The sequence below is a fragment of the Agarivorans sp. MS3-6 genome, from assembly GCF_054112545.1.
This window is the reverse complement of record NZ_CM134202.1, coordinates 3,700,864-3,719,313: the sequence shown is the minus strand read 5'-3', so window position 1 is coordinate 3,719,313 and position 18,450 is coordinate 3,700,864. Positions and strand designations below refer to the sequence as shown.

The window sequence follows — 18,450 nt, the reverse complement described above, 5'->3', positions numbered from 1 at the left end:
TAGGCTTCCTTTTTTGCTTGTTTAACTATTACACTTTAAATAAAGCGTCGATAGATAGGTCTTGTAAAGACAATATGTCTCGAAGGCGACGCAACGCTTCGACTTGGATTTGTCTTACTCGCTCACGGGTAAGTCCAATTTCACGGCCTACATCTTCTAAGGTTGAAGCCTCATATCCTAATAAGCCAAAACGACGAGCCAACACTTCACGCTGCTTACTATTTAGCTCTCCCAACCACTCAACAATGCTATTTTTCATATCATCGTCTTGAGTTCTATGCTCGGGTCCATGCTCGTTTTCATCAGAAATAATGTCTAATAGCGCCTTGTCATTATCCCCACCTATAGGCGTATCCACAGAACTAATCCGTTCGTTTAAACGCAGCATTTTAGTCACGTCTTCAACTGGGCGGTCTAATGTTTCTGCAATTTCTTCTGCGGTAGGTTCATGATCCAAGCGGTGAGCTAATTCACGCGCAGTACGGAGGTAAACATTCAATTCTTTAACCACATGGATAGGCAAACGAATAGTACGAGTTTGATTCATAATCGCTCGTTCAATAGTTTGGCGGATCCACCAAGTGGCATAAGTAGAGAAACGAAAGCCTCGCTCTGGGTCAAACTTTTCAACTGCTCGAATTAAACCAAGGTTCCCTTCCTCGATTAAATCTAACAGTGCTAAGCCTCGATTGTTGTAACGTCTTGCAATTTTAACCACTAAGCGTAGATTGCTTTCAATCATTCTTTTGCGAGCAGCATCATCCCCTCTAAGGGCGCGGCGAGCATAAAGCACTTCTTCGTCTGCGGTGAGCAAGGGCGAAAAACCAATCTCGCCAAGATATAGTTGGGTGGCATCCAAGCTCTTTGATACATCGGCTTGCATGATATCGTCTTTACTAGCGCTTTTATCAACTTTAGCTTTAGTTGCGCTGTTCGTTGAAACACTTTTTAGTTTTACAGCAGTTTTTACTTGGGTCATAGCATAACCTCCCTGAACAAGACCTGATTGCTATTATTATTGTGTGCAATCTAGGCTAGAGTGCCGGTAGATACTTACTTGGATCTACTGACTTTCCTTTGAAACGGATTTCAAAATGTAATCGCGTGTCGGTTGTTCCTGTATCGCCCATATCGGCGATATGTTGTCCTACTGCTACTTGCTGTTTTTCTTTTACACGTAATCGACTGTTGTGGGCATAAGCACTCAAGTAGTCGTCATTGTGTTTTATTATTATAAGTTTCCCGTAACCTCTTAAGGCACTCCCCGCATATACCACTCTACCAGGAGCTGACGCGATAATCTTTTGACCATGACTACCGCGAATATCTATGCCTTTATTACCATTAGCTTGATTTGAAAAGCCTTTGATAACCTTACCTTTAGTTGGCCAAACCCAGCCTTTTACTGGGCCAGTGTGTTGCTTGGCAACAACCTTAGGTGAGGTTTCAGCGTATGCCTTTGTTGACGTTGATTCAAGTTTTTTTGACGATTTCTTAACATCTTTAACTTGCACCTTCGCAGTTTTATGCTTGTTTGTAACATTCTGACCGGACTTAACTCCAGTCGTCTTCAATTTAATAGTTTGACCAACAAAGATTGTGTAGGGCGCTGAGATATTATTTCTTTTTGCCAGATCTTCGGGGTCAAGCCCTGCACGCCAAGCAATCGAATATAAAGTCTCACCTTTTTTAACTTTATAACTGGCAGAACTGATAACCCCACGGTTTTTTTGGTTATAGGTACCTGCGTCAGTAACCGGGGCGGGGCCCCCCTCTCGACTACATCCATGTAGTAAGCTAAGCATTAATAAAAACGTTATATAACGCAGGTATATCATCTAGTTAGCGTAATAGTAAATAAGCTACCACTGCTAGCACGATGACTAACCACCCTAGGATTTCAACGTATTTGCGCAACTGCGCTTCCATTTTAGCACCGCCCCACTTCATTAAACCTGCCACAAGGTAAAAACGTAGACCTCGGCCAACCAAAGAAATAAGCACAAATGGAATAAAAGCCATATTGAGTATTCCAGCGGTTAGGGTAAAAACTTTATAGGGAATAGGTGTGAAGCTAGCGACAAAAACAACCAATACTCCCCAACGTTCAAACCATTCAAAGGCTACTTCCATTTTGTGCTGATAACCAAACGAATTAATCAGTGGCTCTACCACGGGTTCATAAAAAAACTGGCCTAAAGCGTATCCAAGCATTGCGCCCAATACTGAGAAAATAGTGGCTAACATAGCAAAGTGCCAAGCTTTGTTAGGACGGGATAAGGCCATTGGCGCTAACATCACATCTACCGGTATCGGCCAAAAGATAGACTCAATGAAACTCATCCCAGAGAGGTAACGTACGGCATGGCGATGCTCTGACCAGGTCATCACTTTGTCGTATAAGGCACTAAAAATTTTCACGCTAATTCACCATTAATTAAAGGAACAAAACGCACTGGCTCTAAATGTTGTTGAGTAAAACCCTGTGCTTGTTTTTCGATAAGAATAAGAGCTTGTTGCTGTTGTTGCTCGCCAACGGGGATGATCATTCTCCCGCCAACACTTAACTGCTCGATTAAGGCGGAAGGAACAGCGCTGGCAGCGGCCGTAACCAAAATCGCATCAAACGGCCCCTTACTTGCCCAGCCTTGCCACCCATCACCGTGCTTGGTAGCAACATTATGTAAATCCAGTAACTTCAAACGCCTTTTTGCTTGAAACTGCAGGGTTTTAATCCGCTCAACTGAATACACCTGATCCACCAAGGAAGCTAACACCGCCGTTTGGTAGCCAGACCCGGTACCAATTTCCAACACTTTTTTAGGTTGCGTTTGCAGCAGAAGCTCGGTCATTTTGGCAACGATGTAGGGCTGAGAAAGCGTCTGCCCCTGCCCAATAGGCAAAGCCGTATTATCCCAAGCTTGATGAGCCAGTGCTTCGTCGATGAAATACTGCCGCGGTAGTTTTGCAATCGCATTCAATACCGCAGAATTTTGAATCCCGTGCTGACGTAATTGACTTACCAATTTCAAACTATTAGGGCTTTCGCCAATTTGCATTACTCTGCCTCCCAATCCTTGACCCAAGAGTCTAGTTTGCCAATAAAGCTGTGAGCTGTCATATCAATTGTTAAAGGAGTGATGGATACGTACCCTTTAGCAACAGCTGCAAAGTCAGTTCCTTCCCCGGCATCTTGCATCTCGCCAGGTGGTCCCAACCAATAAATGTCATGTCCCCGCGGGTCCTTTTGCTTGACCATAACTTCAGCGCGATGACGGCTACCAAGCCGTGTCACTTTAAAACCTTTAATCTCGGCCAAGGGTAAATCGGGTACGTTCACATTAAGTATTTGATTACTCGGTAGCGCGTGCTCCCTAAGTTGCTCTAATAACTTCAAGGTAACACTCGCGGCGCTATCATAATGCTTACCCTCGTGACCCACTAGGGAAACAGCAATAGCTGGCAGGCCTAAGTTACGCCCCTCCATAGCGGCAGCAACAGTACCCGAATAAAGCACATCATCCCCTAAATTGGCGCCGGCATTAATCCCGGCGACAACAATCTCTGGCAATTCATCAACCAGTTCGTTAATCGCAAGGTGCACACAATCAGTTGGCGTACCTTTCACCGAAATAGTTTGCTCATCCAAATAGACGATACGAAGCGGGTTTTCTAGGGTCAATGAACTGCTAGCACCGCTACAGTTTCGATCGGGCGCCACCGTTAGTACTGGCGCTAAGGTTTTTAATGCGGCAGCCAAGCAAATGATGCCAGGCGCATGCACGCCATCATCATTACTCACTAATATGGTCATTACTTTCGCCTTCACAATTTACAATTTCGCGTAGAATACTGGTGGCGTAGTTACCCGCCGTTAAAAAGAAGCTAAGCACGAGGTCGTTCGCGTCGGCATGATAGCTAAATTGCTGTGGCTTAAGTGCTAAAGCACGACGTTCCATTTTCAGTCCCGCCTCGGACAATCCGCTGACAATCTCCGGATAGCTTGCCAACACAGATGTTTCAAATGCCAATGCCTTATCTAGGCAGGCCAACTCGCCCTTACCGACCATTGGAGCTGATAATTCAATTTCTGCTTGTTCAAAACGTTCTAGAATGGCTTGGTCAGCTTGCTCTGCCACAAAATAGGCATTACTAGTAGCAAACTTCATCACATCACCATCAAGCACCTGCTTAAACAACTGCTGCTCTATCCGCTGACTAATGGCTTGGTTAAACACCAAGCTACGAGCTGCTGACAAATACATGCTGCGCTTTTCTCGACTTTTAACACGTCTGCCTGCAAACATAGCTAACGCGTTATCTATGTTGCTAGCACCGCGACCAAAACGTTGCGAACCAAAATAGTTGGGGACACCTTCGTTGGCTACGTGCTCAGCTCGCTGTAAAGCTTGCTCAATATCAGATACATTACGAAGGCGAATAACAAAATGATTACCCGATAAGGCGCCACGTTTTAGTTTTCGGTTATGCCGAGCAGTAGCGATTACTTTTACCCCTTCACCCAAATTTTCGGCTAACTGAATATTAGCCTTCCCTGGTAACTGAATGCTAAACCATTGGGTGGTAACCGCGTGGCGATCTTTTAAACCCGCATAACTCACCACCTTTGGACTCGCTTCGCAGGCTTCAGCCAACATTTTTGCGACCCAAGCGGTGTTCTCGCCGGTTTTTTCAATTTTCACCATCATGTGTTCACCGTCACCGCTAAATTCAAACGGCAACACTTCATCAACTCGAAAGTCGACCGCCTGTTGCTTTAACTCCCCTGTGCAACAGGGTTTACCGTGCAAATAATTCAGCTCAGAGATGATTGTTGAATAGTCGCTCATTTAGCAAGCCTCCAGTAGAACGACAGCATGGCTAGAAATACCTTCTTTTCGTCCTTCAAAACCCAGCTTTTCGGTGGTGGTAGCTTTAACATTCACTTGACCAATATCGGCCGCTAAATCTTCAGCAATATTTAGCCGCATTTTTTCGATATGAGGAGCCATTTTCGGCGCTTGAGCGACGATGGTTAAATCCACGTTGCCTAACTGGTAACCACGTTGACTAACTTGCGCCATAACTTGTCGCAGTAAAATACGAGAATCAATTCCTGCATAGGCTTGATCATTGTCGGGAAAATGATGACCAATATCGCCTAAAGCCAAAGCACCCAGTAGCGCATCACACAGGGCGTGTAAAGCCACATCACCATCAGAGTGAGCGATAAAACCTTGCTCATAAGGAATCGCCACACCCGCGACGACTAACGGTCCCTGACCGCCAAATTTATGCACATCAAAACCGTGCCCAATGCGAATGCTCATCCTACTACCTCGTTATTTTGTTGTTGGCTTAAGTACCACCTAGCTAACGCCAAGTCTTCAGGACAAGTGACTTTTATATTGTCGCTACGGCCTTCCACTAAATTCACTGTGTGGTCAGCCCATTCCATGGCCGACGCTTCATCGGTGATACTGGCACCTGCCGCCAAGGCATCACAAATATTCTGCCTTAGGGTTTGCACTTGAAACATCTGTGGCGTTAAGGCATGCCAAAGCTGCTCTCTGGATACCGTATGCTCAACTTTACCTGCAGCCCCTCGCTTCATTGTATCGCGAACCTGACAAGCTAAAATGCCACCATGATTGGTTTGTTCAACCGTCTCGATAAGTGTACTGATATCATCATGGGTGATACACGGTCTCGCCGCATCATGCACTAGCACCCAATCGTCGGTTATAGTTTGCAAACCCGCTAATACCGAGTCGGCGCGCTCGTCACCGCCTTGCACAACGCTTACTCGACCAGAATGGGCTATCTCCAGGGCGCTAAACCACTGGTCATCGGGATGCAAAACCACGACTACTTGCGCAATTCTAGGGTGGGACAAAAATGCCAACGCCGTCGTTTCAAGAATTGTTTTGCCCGCTAAGTATAAATATTGCTTAGGAATATCTGCTTGCATGCGGCTGCCAATACCTGCCGCTGGGAGCAAAGCAGTATATTGCTTACTGTGAGAACTCATTAATTATTAATACTCGAGGCCAACCATTATTCAGTGTCAGAGGAAGGAATGATGCGATAGAAGGTTTCACCTTGTTTAATCATTCCTAATTCGTTTCTTGCGTGTTCTTCTGCTGCGTCTAGGCCATTACGTAAATCACCAATCTCAGCCTGTAATACACCGTTTCGCTGGGCCAATTGTTGATTCGCCAACTGCTGCTTAGCTACCTGATCCTGCAAAGAAAAATAGTCATTTATTGAGTTTTTGCCGAACCACAGCTGGTACTGCAAAAGCAAAACAATCAGTATTAGTAGAATTTTAAACGAACGCATGGCTCCTCCCTGACAGAGATAATCCCACAAAGCCGAATGTTACTCCATAAGCACTAAGCGATTTATCCAAATCCTTGGCAAAAAAAATCCCCAAGCACTAAGTGCTTGGGGATTTAAAGTGTAGATTAAGCTAATTTATGAATTAAGCTTGACCTTTAACTTCTTTAAGACCGTTGTATGGTGCTTTTGAACCTAGAGCTTCTTCAATGCGAAGAAGTTGGTTGTACTTAGCTACACGGTCAGAGCGGCTCAATGAACCCGTTTTGATTTGGCCAGCAGCAGTACCAACAGCTAGGTCAGCAATAGTTGCATCTTCAGTCTCGCCTGAACGGTGAGAGATAACAACAGTGAAGCCAGCGTCTTTAGCCATTTTAATTGCAGCCAAAGTTTCAGTTAAAGAACCGATTTGGTTGAATTTAATTAGGATAGAGTTAGCGATGCCGTTGTCGATACCACGCTTAAGGATCTTAGTGTTAGTTACGAACAAATCGTCACCAACCAATTGGATTTTATCACCCATTAGTTTGGTTTGGTGTGCGAAACCATCCCAATCTGACTCGTCGAGACCATCTTCGATAGAAACAATTGGGTATTGTTGAGTAAGTTCTTGTAAGAAGAAGTTGAATTCTTCAGACGTGAATTTCTTGCCTTCACCTTTAAGGTCGTAGATGTTTGCTTCTTTGTCGTAAAACTCAGATGCAGCACAATCCATCGCTAAAGTGATGTCTTTACCTAGCTCGTAACCTGCGTTTGCAACAGCAACTTTAATTGCAGCAAGTGCAGCTTCGTTTGACTCTAGGTTTGGCGCGAAACCACCTTCATCACCAACAGCTGTTGAGTGACCGTCAGCTTTAAGTACTTTAGCTAGGCTATGGAATACTTCAGCACCCATACGTAGGCCTTCACGGAAGTTTGCAGCGCCAACAGGTTGAATCATAAATTCTTGGATGTCTACGCTGTTATCTGCGTGCTCACCACCGTTGATGATGTTCATCATTGGAAGAGGCATAGAGTAAACACCAGAAGTACCATTTAAGTCAGCAATGTGAGCGTATAGTGGTACATTTTTAGAATCAGCAGCAGCTTTAGCAGCAGCTAAAGAAACAGCTAAGATAGCGTTTGCGCCAAATTTAGCTTTGTTTTCTGTGCCATCTAGGTCGATCATGATTTGGTCAAGTTCAGCTTGGGCTAAAGCATCTTTACCTACTAATGCTTCTGCGATTGGGCCGTTTACAGCAGCAACAGCTTTTAATACACCTTTGCCTAAGTAACGAGCTTTATCGCCATCACGTAATTCTAATGCTTCACGAGAACCAGTTGATGCGCCAGAAGGAGCAGCAGCCATACCGAAAGAACCATCAGCAAGATGAACTTCAGCTTCTACAGTTGGGTTACCGCGTGAATCCATGATTTCACGACCAAGTACTTTTACGATATTAGACATTACTAATTTCCTCTATAAATAAACAAACTACAAACTTTCTAAAATTACGACCCGCTAATAGATACTAGCGAGCTTTATTAAATTCGCCAGCTGCTTTAATAAAACCAGCAAACAACGGGTGTCCGTCGCGGGGCGTTGACGTAAATTCTGGGTGGAATTGAGCCGCCACAAACCAAGGATGATCAGGGTTCTCAATAATTTCCACTAATTTCTTGTCTGACGACAGGCCAGTAACCTTAAGACCTTTCTTGGTAATCTTAGGTAACAAGGTGTTATTCACCTCGTAACGGTGCCTGTGTCGTTCGTAAATTTCTACACTGCCATATAAATCAGCAACTTTAGAGCCTTTAGTTAGGTGGCATAGTTGCGAACCTAAACGCATAGTGCCGCCAAGATCAGACTTGCTATCACGCACTTCTACTTTACCGTCTTCGTCGATCCACTCGGTAATTAAGCCGACAACAGGCGCTGAAGACTCTGGGTTAAACTCTGAAGAATGCGCATCAGTTAAACCGGCAACGTTACGTGCGTATTCAATTAACGCCACTTGCATGCCCAAACAAATACCTAAATAAGGCACTTTGTTTTCTCGAGCGAACTGTGCGGCTAAAATTTTACCTTCAACGCCACGCTCACCAAAACCGCCAGGGACCAAAATCGCATCTAAGTCTTTTAGTACATCAGTACCTTTTACTTCAAGATCTTGAGAGTCTACGTATTGAATTTTCACACTCAAACGGTTTTTCAACCCAGCATGTTTAAGTGCTTCATTAACCGATTTGTAAGCATCTGGCAGTTCAACATATTTGCCTACCATGCCAATGATCACTTCATTGGTAGGATTAGCTTCTTCATATATTACTTGTTCCCATTCGCATAAATCGGCTTCAGGGCAGTCAATGCCAAAGCGCTCGGTCACTAAGTTATCTAAACCTTGTGATTTTAATAGCGCAGGAATTTTATAAATACTATCTACGTCTTTCAGCGAGATAACCGCTCGGTCAGGCACATTAGTGAACAAAGCAATTTTAGCGCGTTCATTAGCCGGAATAGCACGGTCACTACGACAAATTAGAATGTCAGGCTGAATACCAATCGAACGAAGCTCTTTCACTGAGTGCTGTGTCGGCTTCGTTTTAACTTCACCAGCAGCGCCCAAATAAGGCACTAAAGTAAGGTGCATGTACATGGCGCGCTCGCGGCCAATTTCTGTACCTAACTGACGAATAGCTTCTAAGAAAGGCTGAGATTCAATGTCACCTACGGTGCCACCGATTTCTACAATCGCTACATCAACACCTTCACCACCAGCTACAATGCGCTCTTTAATGGCGTTAGTAATGTGCGGAATAACCTGAATGGTAGCGCCTAAATAGTCTCCACGACGTTCTTTACGCAATACATCTTCATAAACCCGACCAGTAGTGAAGTTATTACGTTTGGTCATTTTGTTACGAATAAAGCGCTCGTAATGACCTAAATCGAGATCTGTTTCTGCACCATCCTCTGTCACAAACACTTCACCGTGTTGGATCGGACTCATGGTACCTGGATCTACATTAATGTAAGGGTCAAGCTTCATAATGGTCACTTTAAGACCACGAGCTTCAAGAATGGCAGCCAGTGATGCAGCGGCAATACCTTTACCCAAAGAGGATACTACGCCACCAGTGACGAAAATGTATTTTGTTGTCATGTCGAACCTGAGAAGTTGGATGTGTTAAGGGCGTATCTGCGATACTTGGACGGGGGCATAGTATAGCAAAGCCTCTTTAACACCACAATCAATGTCACTCTAACAAGACTAAGTTTTCGTGTTTTTGTTGTAAATCAATTTTTGTAATTTTCTTTCACTTTATCCCACAAAGAATCCATTTCTTGGAGGCTCATTTGTTCCAGCTTTTTACCATCAAGCCTTGCTAGGTCCTCTACAGAGCGGAATCTACGACTAAATTTTTGATTGGCTTGGCGCAGTAAGTCTTCGGCATCAAATTCACAAGCTCGGGCTAAATTTACGCAAGTAAACAACAAATCACCAATTTCCTCGGCAATATCCTGTTGTTTTTTTGAACTAATCGCTTGTTGAACTTCTTCCAGTTCTTCTTGAACCTTGTCAAGCACCGGTTCGACACTTGGCCAGTCAAAACCCACACTGGCACAGCGTTGCTGTAGCTTCTGCGCGCGGCTCAAGGCCGGCAAAGCCATCGGAACATCATCTAATACACTGAGCTTAGTTTTTGCTTTGCTCGCGCGTTCTTTGGCTTTTTCTGCTTCCCAGTTAGCCTTTACGGCAGCTTCATTGCTAAAGGCTTGCTCAGCAAACACATGCGGATGACGGCGGATCAGCTTTTCACATATTCCTTCAACCACATCAGCAAACTGAAAATCGCCTTGTTCATGTGCAAATTGAGCGTAATAAACCACTTGAAACAATAAATCGCCCAGTTCGAGCTTAACCTCGTTGAAATTCCCCGTCTCTAAAGCCAGATTGATCTCTTCTACCACTTCATAGGTTTCTTCGACAGTATAGGGAACGATAGATTGCCAACTTTGCTTTAGATCCCAAGGGCATCCCCCTTCTGGATCGCGTAACCTTGCCATTATGGTCAACAAGGTATCAATTGTATAAGGCGGTTGCAGCATATGGCTGTTAGTATCCCTAAGCTTAACGTAAACGACGCGCTTCAATAATGTGATTGAGCTGATTAATCTTTGACAATACCCGAGACAGGGTTTCTAAGTTATATATCTCGATATCCATATCGATGGTCGCGGTTTGACTCTTGGTATCGGAGTTACTTTGCATGCCCTGCACATTCACTTTGTCATTGGCTAATACTGTAGTGATGTCACGCAGCAAACCACTTCGATCATTCGCAACGATTCGAATCGTTAAGTTGTAGCCTCCCGAATCCTTTCCACCCCACACTGCGTCTATCACTCGTTCAGGTGTGCGGCTGACCAACTCAGCTAACTGCTCACAATCAACACTGTGGATTGAAATCCCTCTACCTTGGGTAATAAAGCCCTTAATTGAATCACCTGGAATAGGCTGACAACAACGCGCAATATGGGTCATTAGGTTACCCACACCATCAACAACGATGGCATCTTTAGCGCGTTTTTTCTTTTGACCGTGATGTTCGGCTTTTTTGGTGATTGTTTCTAAAGCTTGTCGATCAAGCTCTTCAGCCGTAGGTTTATTTAGGGTTGCTTGTAAGTAGTGCACCAATTGATTTAAGCGCACATCGCCAGCCCCAATGGCAGCCAGTAAATCATCTAATGTCTTCACATTAAAACGTTCAACACAGCTTTCAACATCACTCATTTTAAAGCCATGTTTACTTAGCTCGGCTTCAAGTAAGTCTTTACCTACAACTTGGTTTTTATCTTTATCTTGTTTCTTGAACCAAGTGGCAATTTTGGTACGCGCTCGTGATGACTTCACATAGCCCAAATTTGGGTTAAGCCAATCGCGACTGGGACTGGATTCTTTTTGGGTTATAATTTCAACTTGCTCGCCGGTACTTAATTGATAGGTAAACGGCACAATACGCCCGCCAATTTTAGCACCAATACAACGATGCCCCACTTGGCTATGCACGTAATAAGCAAAATCTAAGGGAGTAGAACCGGCGGGCAGGTCGATCACTTCGCCGCTCGGGGTAAATACATAAACGCGGTCATCAAACACTTGCGAGCGAAGCTCTTCAAGCATAGAGCCATTCTCGGCAATATCATCTTGCCATGCGAGTAACTTGCGTAACCAAGCAATTTTGTCTTCAAAGTCAGTTCTACCGCCACTGCCGCCTTCTTTGTACTTCCAGTGCGCGGCCACCCCCAACTCAGATTCTTCGTGCATCTGCTTAGTGCGGATTTGCACTTCGATAGTTTTCCCTTCAGGGCCTACCACCACAGTATGGATTGACTGATAACCATTAGGTTTTGGATTAGCGACATAATCATCAAATTCGCTGGGAATATGATGCCAAGATGTATGAACCACCCCAAGTATTGCATAACAATCTTGAAGTTTTTCAGCAACAATACGAATCGCTCTTACATCAAACAGTTTATCGAAGGATAAATCCTTCTTTTGCATTTTTCGCCAGATACTATAGATATGCTTAGGTCTGCCATAAACTTCAGCTTTAATATTTGCCGCGCTAATATCTTGCTGAAGCTTGTTAACAAAGTCTTCTATGTAGTCTGTTCTGGCAATCCTTTTCTCATCTAACTGTTTGGCAATCAGCTTGTAGGTATCTGGGTGCAGGTAGCGAAAAGTAAAGTCTTCTAACTCCCACTTTAATTGGCCAATCCCTAAGCGGTTCGCTAATGGCGCATAAATGTCTTGGCTTTCTTTCGCCGCCAGCACGCGAATATCTTCACTTTCATTTTTAACTTCGCGCAGGAAACAAATTCGTTCTGCAAGCTTAATTACGATAGCCCGAACATCTCCTACCATCGCCAATAGCATACGTCTTACATTGTCAATTTGACCTGCTGACAAGCTTTTGTTTTGCCCAGTACGCAACACTTTCATCGCGTCCATTTGCGCCGCGTCAAACTGTAGTTTTACGACCTCTTCAGAAAACTGCTGAGCGAGCTTATCTTTAGCAATTAAACCCGACTCTACAAAGGGAAATAATAAAGCAGCTTTAAGGGTTGGTAAGTCCATATTGAGAGTGACTAAAATCTCTACCATTTCCTTACCTTTATTTAGGCAAGAATGGATTTGTTGTTTATCGGCATCGAGTTCGCGGAAGAAATTACTGACTTCGAACAACTTTCGCTGCTCATCACTCGCCACATCTAAACTGGCAACCCATTGATTTTCATCAAATAATAATTGTTGATTGAGATGTGTTTCTCTAACCGAAACCATACGACTTCTCTTCCGTTAATTTTTAGTGCCAGTCAAACCGGTTTCACGCTGTTACCGCGTAAACAGCGCCATTGTTTCTACATGCTCGGTATGAGCAAACATGTCAATGAGTGCGAGTTTGACCAGTTTATACCCTGCTTGATTTAATACTTTAGCATCTCTAGCTAAAGTCGCCGGATTACAAGACACATATACTAAGGTGCTTGGGCTAAGCTTTGCAACCTCAGAAATGGCCAGCTTTGCTCCTGCCCTAGCGGGGTCTAATAATACTTTGCTCACTTTAACATTTTTCCAATGCTTGGCGGTTTCGGGATCCTCTAAATCGCCAGTATAAGCCAATATATTGGTTAAGCCGTTAAGCTTGGCGTTGCTTAGCAGCTGTTCGCTCATCTGCGCAACGCCCTCCACGGCAATAACTTGCTTGGAATGTTGAGCCATAGCCAAACTAAAATTGCCAATGCCCGAGTAAAGGTCAAGCACCACATCTTCAGAACCAAGTTCAAGCCATTCAATCGCTTTATTGACCATTTTTTGATTCATCGATGCGTTCACTTGAATGAAGTCACCCGGCGTAAACGCCAACTTAAGTTGCTGCTCATCCAATTGATAAAATGCCTGCTCGCCACGTAACCATTGCTGTTTGTCAGCTTCCACCAACAATAGGGCAATATTTAATTGCTCCGCCAGGGCGCTTAGACTTGCCACCCATTTGCTCGCTAGCGCTTTGGTTAGCCGTATGCGACACACCACCATCGGTTCACAGTCTATTAAGTCAATGTGACCCAAACCCACAACTTTAGGCCAACTACGTAATGCGTGTTGTAGAGGCACAATCAAACACGATAAGCGCTCAGTGAGTACCATGCACTCGCTGATCGGCGTGAGCTGCTTACTGGCTTTTTGCCTAAAGCCCACTAACCACCCCTGTTTATTGTCAAACCAAGTACTTAAACGGCTCACCCTGCGGTAGTGCCATTCTTGATCTGCCTCCTGCTCTACTTCAGGCAAATCTTCATAAGCCGACAATCGACTAATGAGTGAAGCGACCGCTGTTTGTTTAAATGAACGTTGATCTTGCGCGGTCAAATGCTGGACGCTACACCCACCGCAGTCGCGGTAAAATTGACAACGAGGGGCAATGCGCTGCTCAGCATCAGTTAAACGTTTCAGCAGTTTAGCCGGCCCTGATTTACCCGCGGGTTGAATCTTGATTTGTTCCCCGGGTAAGGTATCAGCCACAAAATAAGTCTCACGCCCGGCCTTCACAACCCCGTGCAAATGATGGTCTAACTGAGTAACCGTGCAGTCGGTAATCGCCTTAAGGCGAATAGATTTTGGTTTTGCTTTAAAAAATTGAGCCATAGGGGGGACTTATTTAACCAGTGAATACAAAAAAGGGTGGGCTTATGTCATCATAAGCAATTGGAACCATGTCATTTTCCCATAAGAAACGTTTATGACCAAGTATGGCTTACGCGCCCGTGTATATATTCTCACCATCATACCCACTTTATTTGTGGGCATCTTGCTGGCCAGCTATTTTACGTTTAATCGTAACCAACAACTAGATAACTTTGTTATTGAGCAAGGGGTCAATGTCATCGAGCCTTTGGCAATAGCCAGTGAAGTTGGCCTCAGCAGGTATAACAGAGAAAAAGTTAAATCGCTGATTAGCGTGACTCATCGCAAGATGTCGCCCCTAATAAAAAGTATTGCGGTCTATGACCAAAATAACCAGCTTTTTGTTACCAGTAACTACCATCGTAATATCCGCCTGTTACAAAGTGATCCTGAACTGCCGCTACCGCAATCTACCCAAGTAGAAATCTATCCGAACCGAATCATTTTGAGGGCGCCGATTTGGGCAGAAGCCGAGGGTAGCTTTGCTGCATTCAGCGATGGTAAACCCGAATTACTGGGTTACATTTCTATGCAATATAACAAAGACCGAGCCTTGTTATTACAGTTTAGAGATACCACGGTTGCACTGTTCATTGTATTGTTTGGTGTGCTGATTAGTGTGTTATTTGCCTTCCAGCTGAGTAAACAAGTAACCCAACCGATTACCAATATGGTCAGTATCGTAGATAGGATCCGCCAAGGCCGTTTAGATGCGCGAGTTGAGGGCAGTTATACCGGTGAATTAGGGCTGTTAAAACACGGTATCAACTCTATGGCTAAATCGCTGGCTGAATACCATGAAGAGATGCACCAAAGTATTGACCAAGCCACCAGTGACTTGCGCGAAACCCTAGAGCAAATTGAAATTCAAAACATTGAATTAGACATTGCCAAAAAAGAAGCTCAGCAAGGCGCCAAAGCAAAATCAGAGTTTTTGGCTAACATGAGTCATGAGCTACGCACCCCGTTAAACGGTGTCATTGGTTTCGCTCGCCAGTTACTCAAAACTCAACTCAACAATAATCAAGCTGACTATTTGTTAACTATTGAAAAATCTGCCAATAATTTATTAGCAATCATTAATGACATTTTAGACTTTTCCAAGCTAGAAGCCGGCAAATTAAAACTCGACAGAATTGAGTTCAACTTCCGCGATACCATTAACGACGTAGTCACCCTACTCGGTCCTAGCGCTCAGGATAAAAATCTTGAACTCAATCTATTGATAGAACCTAATGTACCTGAAGGCTTACGTGGCGACCCGCTGCGCTTGCAACAGGTATTTACCAACTTATTGGGCAATGCGATAAAGTTTACCCATACAGGACAAATAACTGTAAAAATTGGTTTGGTAAAACAGCAAGGGCAGCAAGTCATTCTTCATGCCTTGGTTCAAGATACTGGAATTGGTATATCTAAAGAACAGCAATCACAACTATTCCAAGCCTTCAAACAAGCGGATACCAGTATAAACCGTGAATATGGTGGAACCGGCTTAGGTTTAGTGATCACCCAAAAACTGGTGCAACAAATGGGCGGCGATATTAAGCTCAACTCTGAGTCTGAACAAGGCGCAGAATTTGCCTTCAACATCCACTTAGAGTTAGCAGATATGGTGCTGGGAGCACCATTACCGCTGCAAGCGTTAAATCAACTCTCGGTAGTGCTGTACGAGCCTCATGCCGTTAGCAGAGAAGTCATAGAAGGTTTAAGCCAACAGTGGCAGATGCAATTATTCAGCGCTCGTGATAACCAACAGTGGTCAGAGGCATTAAATCAAAATCCAAGCCACTTAATTATTGGCCATAGTGATTGGCAAAATTTAAACCCCTTATTAAGCAAAATACAACAAGCGGCCAATGAAAACCGAAATGTGATAGTACTGATCAACTCCAGTGATCCTGATATTCACCAGCAAGTATTAAATGCAGGTGCTTACCATTGCTTAACTAAGCCGGTCAATCACCGTAAATTGGCTCAGGCCTTAGTGGGCGAACGTACCGAAAACACTCAACTATCTACTCCAAGTAATGCCGTTCAACGAGACAAGCTCGTTCTTAAGATCTTAGCGGTTGATGACAATGCCGCTAACCTCAAACTTATTTCAGCCATGCTTAACGAGTTAGTGACAGAAGTAGATACCTGCACTAACGGCTTAGAAGCGATTACTCGGGCAGAATCTAAAGCGTATGATTTAATATTAATGGATATTCAAATGCCTATTTTAGATGGCATTAGTGCGAGCCAAAAAATCCGCGAGCAAAGTCATAATCAACAAACGCCTATCATTGCCGTTACTGCTCATGCCTTAAGCGGAGAGAAACAACAATTACTCAGCCAAGGCATTGATGACTACCTCGCCAAACCGATCGATGAATCGTCGTTAGAACAAATCATTCACCGTTGGCAACCTAACGCTGAAACACTGGTGCTTGATCCATCCCATCCCGCGCTAAGCCCTTCTAACAATATTCAGTTTGAAAGTGACAGCTTATCGTGGCAGCTTGCTTTAAACCGAACCAACAACAATCAAGCGCTTGCCATTGATATGCTAAAAATGTTGTTAGACAGCTTTCCAGAGATGCAACAGGGTATCGATCAGGTCCTCAACAAAGCGCTAGAGTGCGCAACGTTCCTTAGCTTGATACACCGTTTCCGCGGGGGCTGTGCCTATAGTGGTTGTAAACACTTAGTGGCGCTAACGGCCACTATTGAGGAAACATTAAACCAGCATGCAAATGTAGACCTTGTAGAGCCTGAGCTGTTAGAGCTGTCCGACGAAATCGCGAAAGTGAAAAAGGCCAGCAAGCAGTTATTTGAGCAGCTCAATTAGCCTATACAGTTCAACAAGCGCTAATGGCCACACCATAAAAAAGCCGCTCCATAGAATGGAGCGGCTTTTTTATTCGGTGCAAACGCTATTAATCGTTTTTAGGGGCTTCGTCCATCAAGAACCGACCCGTCAATACTTGGCCTCGATTACGCTTACAATACCAGTTATAAAACGGGTAGCTAATCAAGCCAAAGATGGCCGTTACAAAAGCGTTACTAAAGGGAGAAATAATCATCGGCAGCAATGCCTGTATTAAATTCCCGCCATTCATGATGGTGTAGATTAACAAGGCTAAACCTGCAATTACACCCACACCAAAACCTACTAAAGCAAGCAGTTTCATTAAGCCAAATAAATCTAGCTGTACTCTATAACGCTCAATCACTTCAATTCTCCTACTTCAGCGCTCTAAAATTACCGTTGCTACGGCATAGTCACGCTCGTCACTAATACTTATAAACTGCTTACTAACACCAAGCTGTTCAGCTAAGGCTAATGCAGCACCGCTGAATATCAATATGGGTTTACCTAAGGGGTCATTGCTTACTTCAATTTGCTGAAAGCCTACGCCCTTAGCGATACCCGTGCCTAGGGCTTTGGCTGCTGCTTCTTTAGCAGCAAAACGTTTAGCTAAAAATCGCGCTGCTGAGCTATGCCCTTCAAAACGCTGCATTTCTGTAGGTGTAAGGACCCTCTTCGCTAAGCCAGAGAACTGCTTACTTTCAGCAATTCTAGCTACCTGCACAATGTCTGTCCCTAAACCTACAATGGCCATTAATCTAGCCTTCAGCTTTACGCGCTTGTACCATCAATGCTTTCATTTCACTGACGGCCTGATTCATTCCTACCAACACCGCACGCGCGATAATCGCATGGCCAATATTTAGCTCGATAACTTCAGGCATTGCCGCAATAGGTTGTACATTATGGTAGTGTAAGCCATGCCCAGCGTTGACCTTAAGTCCTTTATCACTAGCATAACTTGCCGCTGCGGCAATTTTTTTCAATTCACTTTGTTGGGCTAACTCGTTTTCTGCATCTGCGTAATGGCCAGTATGCAGCTCAATAAACGGAGCACCTGAAGCCAATGAAGCATCTATTTGGTCATCATCAGCATCAATGAATAGTGATACTAGAATCCCTGCGTCTTTCAGTTTAGTTACCGCGGCGGTGATTTTATCCAAATTAGCCACGACATCTAAACCGCCTTCAGTGGTCAGTTCTTCGCGTTTTTCAGGCACCAAACAAACAAAGTGAGGTTTGTGCTCACAGGCAATGTCGACCATTTCATCAGTGACGGCCATTTCCAAATTAAGTCGGGTTTGCACAGTCTGACTCATTATGGCTACGTCACGGTCTACAATATGGCGGCGATCTTCTCTTAAATGAATAGTAATGCCATCAGCGCCGGCTATTTCTGCAATACCTGCCGCTAACACTGGGTCAGGATAAGTAGTGCCGCGCGCTTGGCGTAAAGTAGCAATATGGTCAACATTAACGCCTAATAAAATTTCACTCACGAGATTTCCTTTTTCAACAATACGG

Annotated in this window: 18 protein-coding genes; 1 reads left to right on the top strand and 17 read right to left on the bottom strand. The window is 44.2% G+C overall.

Going from position 1 to position 18,450, the window contains the following annotated elements:
- Positions 1-28: 28 nt before the first annotated feature.
- The 14 genes from rpoS to rlmD all read right to left on the bottom strand — a co-directional run bounded on the left by rpoS (position 29) and on the right by rlmD (position 14,033).
- A complete protein-coding gene (gene rpoS, locus ACVFI8_RS17180) occupies positions 29-979 on the bottom strand; it encodes an RNA polymerase sigma factor RpoS (protein WP_248712362.1) in 951 nt (316 codons plus the stop codon).
- A 55-nt stretch (positions 980-1,034) separates the two neighbouring features.
- Entirely contained in the window at positions 1,035-1,838 is an 804-nt protein-coding gene (locus ACVFI8_RS17175; protein ID WP_457872051.1) for a peptidoglycan DD-metalloendopeptidase family protein, read from the bottom strand.
- Between the two features lie 4 nt (positions 1,839-1,842).
- Positions 1,843-2,421, bottom strand: coding sequence for a YqaA family protein (locus ACVFI8_RS17170; protein WP_248712364.1), 579 nt, complete (start codon positions 2,419-2,421; stop codon positions 1,843-1,845).
- Positions 2,418-3,059 carry a protein-L-isoaspartate(D-aspartate) O-methyltransferase gene (locus tag ACVFI8_RS17165; RefSeq protein ID WP_457872050.1) on the bottom strand — a complete coding sequence of 214 codons (642 nt, stop codon included), beginning with the start codon at positions 3,057-3,059 and terminating at the stop codon, positions 2,418-2,420. Before ACVFI8_RS17165 ends, ACVFI8_RS17170 begins: the two co-directional genes overlap by 4 nt.
- Positions 3,059-3,814, bottom strand: a complete 756-nt coding sequence (gene surE, locus ACVFI8_RS17160) for a 5'/3'-nucleotidase SurE (protein WP_248712366.1) — start codon at positions 3,812-3,814, stop codon at positions 3,059-3,061. The genes ACVFI8_RS17165 and surE overlap by 1 nt, the downstream gene beginning before the upstream one ends.
- On the bottom strand, positions 3,795-4,850 hold the full coding sequence (gene truD, locus ACVFI8_RS17155) for a tRNA pseudouridine(13) synthase TruD (RefSeq protein WP_248712367.1): 1,056 nt from the start codon (positions 4,848-4,850) through the stop codon (positions 3,795-3,797). Before truD ends, surE begins: the two co-directional genes overlap by 20 nt.
- A complete protein-coding gene (ispF, locus tag ACVFI8_RS17150) occupies positions 4,851-5,330 on the bottom strand; it encodes a 2-C-methyl-D-erythritol 2,4-cyclodiphosphate synthase (RefSeq protein ID WP_248712368.1) in 480 nt (159 codons plus the stop codon).
- Positions 5,327-6,031, bottom strand: a complete 705-nt coding sequence (gene ispD, locus ACVFI8_RS17145) for a 2-C-methyl-D-erythritol 4-phosphate cytidylyltransferase (RefSeq protein ID WP_248712369.1) — start codon at positions 6,029-6,031, stop codon at positions 5,327-5,329. The genes ispF and ispD overlap by 4 nt, the downstream gene beginning before the upstream one ends.
- Positions 6,032-6,057: 26 nt before the next feature.
- On the bottom strand, positions 6,058-6,342 hold the full coding sequence (gene ftsB / locus ACVFI8_RS17140; protein ID WP_248712370.1) for a cell division protein FtsB: 285 nt from the start codon (positions 6,340-6,342) through the stop codon (positions 6,058-6,060).
- A gap of 142 nt (positions 6,343-6,484) precedes the next feature.
- Positions 6,485-7,786 (bottom strand): phosphopyruvate hydratase, encoded by a 1,302-nt coding sequence (gene eno / locus ACVFI8_RS17135; protein WP_248712371.1) that lies wholly within the window; start codon positions 7,784-7,786, stop codon positions 6,485-6,487.
- Positions 7,787-7,850: 64 nt separating this feature from the next.
- Complete coding sequence (locus tag ACVFI8_RS17130; RefSeq protein ID WP_248712372.1) at positions 7,851-9,482, bottom strand: CTP synthase; 1,632 nt, start codon at positions 9,480-9,482, stop codon at positions 7,851-7,853.
- Positions 9,483-9,616: 134 nt separating this feature from the next.
- Complete coding sequence (mazG, locus tag ACVFI8_RS17125) at positions 9,617-10,429, bottom strand: nucleoside triphosphate pyrophosphohydrolase (protein ID WP_457872047.1); 813 nt, start codon at positions 10,427-10,429, stop codon at positions 9,617-9,619.
- Between the two features lie 22 nt (positions 10,430-10,451).
- The gene (gene relA / locus ACVFI8_RS17120; RefSeq protein ID WP_457872046.1) at positions 10,452-12,671 is read right to left on the bottom strand and encodes a GTP diphosphokinase; all 2,220 of its coding nucleotides are present in this window, start codon (positions 12,669-12,671) and stop codon (positions 10,452-10,454) included.
- Positions 12,672-12,722: 51 nt separating this feature from the next.
- Positions 12,723-14,033: a 23S rRNA (uracil(1939)-C(5))-methyltransferase RlmD gene (gene rlmD / locus ACVFI8_RS17115; protein ID WP_457872044.1), complete on the bottom strand. Its 1,311-nt coding sequence runs from the start codon at positions 14,031-14,033 to the stop codon at positions 12,723-12,725.
- A gap of 94 nt (positions 14,034-14,127) precedes the next feature.
- Between rlmD and barA the strand changes: the two genes are divergently transcribed.
- Positions 14,128-16,905, top strand: a complete 2,778-nt coding sequence (barA, locus tag ACVFI8_RS17110) for a two-component sensor histidine kinase BarA (protein ID WP_457872043.1) — start codon at positions 14,128-14,130, stop codon at positions 16,903-16,905.
- 88 nt (positions 16,906-16,993) lie between these two features.
- On the opposite strand, the gene ACVFI8_RS17105 is transcribed toward barA, so the two are convergent.
- From ACVFI8_RS17105 to pdxJ, 3 genes are read right to left on the bottom strand one after another with little or no spacing between them, the layout of a single operon-like run.
- Positions 16,994-17,290 carry a hypothetical protein gene (locus ACVFI8_RS17105; protein WP_248712377.1) on the bottom strand — a complete coding sequence of 99 codons (297 nt, stop codon included), beginning with the start codon at positions 17,288-17,290 and terminating at the stop codon, positions 16,994-16,996.
- A gap of 15 nt (positions 17,291-17,305) precedes the next feature.
- Positions 17,306-17,680: a holo-ACP synthase gene (gene acpS / locus ACVFI8_RS17100; protein WP_457872042.1), complete on the bottom strand. Its 375-nt coding sequence runs from the start codon at positions 17,678-17,680 to the stop codon at positions 17,306-17,308.
- Positions 17,681-17,684: 4 nt separating this feature from the next.
- Positions 17,685-18,425, bottom strand: a complete 741-nt coding sequence (pdxJ, locus tag ACVFI8_RS17095; RefSeq protein ID WP_248712379.1) for a pyridoxine 5'-phosphate synthase — start codon at positions 18,423-18,425, stop codon at positions 17,685-17,687.
- Positions 18,426-18,450 lie beyond the last annotated feature (25 nt).

Coding starts and splice junctions, on each gene's coding strand:
- ACVFI8_RS17175 (WP_457872051.1), bottom strand. CDS start 1,838: ATGATATACCTGCGTTATATAACGTTTTTATTAATGCTTAGCTTACTA.
- surE (WP_248712366.1), bottom strand. CDS start 3,814: ATGACCATATTAGTGAGTAATGATGATGGCGTGCATGCGCCTGGCATC.
- rpoS (WP_248712362.1), bottom strand. CDS start 979: ATGACCCAAGTAAAAACTGCTGTAAAACTAAAAAGTGTTTCAACGAAC.
- acpS (WP_457872042.1), bottom strand. CDS start 17,680: ATGGCCATTGTAGGTTTAGGGACAGACATTGTGCAGGTAGCTAGAATT.
- eno (WP_248712371.1), bottom strand. CDS start 7,786: ATGTCTAATATCGTAAAAGTACTTGGTCGTGAAATCATGGATTCACGC.
- rlmD (WP_457872044.1), bottom strand. CDS start 14,033: ATGGCTCAATTTTTTAAAGCAAAACCAAAATCTATTCGCCTTAAGGCG.
- truD (WP_248712367.1), bottom strand. CDS start 4,850: ATGAGCGACTATTCAACAATCATCTCTGAGCTGAATTATTTGCACGGT.
- ACVFI8_RS17130 (WP_248712372.1), bottom strand. CDS start 9,482: ATGACAACAAAATACATTTTCGTCACTGGTGGCGTAGTATCCTCTTTG.
- ispF (WP_248712368.1), bottom strand. CDS start 5,330: ATGAGCATTCGCATTGGGCACGGTTTTGATGTGCATAAATTTGGCGGT.
- barA (WP_457872043.1), top strand. CDS start 14,128: ATGACCAAGTATGGCTTACGCGCCCGTGTATATATTCTCACCATCATA.
- relA (WP_457872046.1), bottom strand. CDS start 12,671: ATGGTTTCGGTTAGAGAAACACATCTCAATCAACAATTATTATTTGAT.
- mazG (WP_457872047.1), bottom strand. CDS start 10,429: ATGCTGCAACCGCCTTATACAATTGATACCTTGTTGACCATAATGGCA.
- ftsB (WP_248712370.1), bottom strand. CDS start 6,342: ATGCGTTCGTTTAAAATTCTACTAATACTGATTGTTTTGCTTTTGCAG.
- ispD (WP_248712369.1), bottom strand. CDS start 6,031: ATGAGTTCTCACAGTAAGCAATATACTGCTTTGCTCCCAGCGGCAGGT.
- ACVFI8_RS17165 (WP_457872050.1), bottom strand. CDS start 3,059: ATGCAAATTGGCGAAAGCCCTAATAGTTTGAAATTGGTAAGTCAATTA.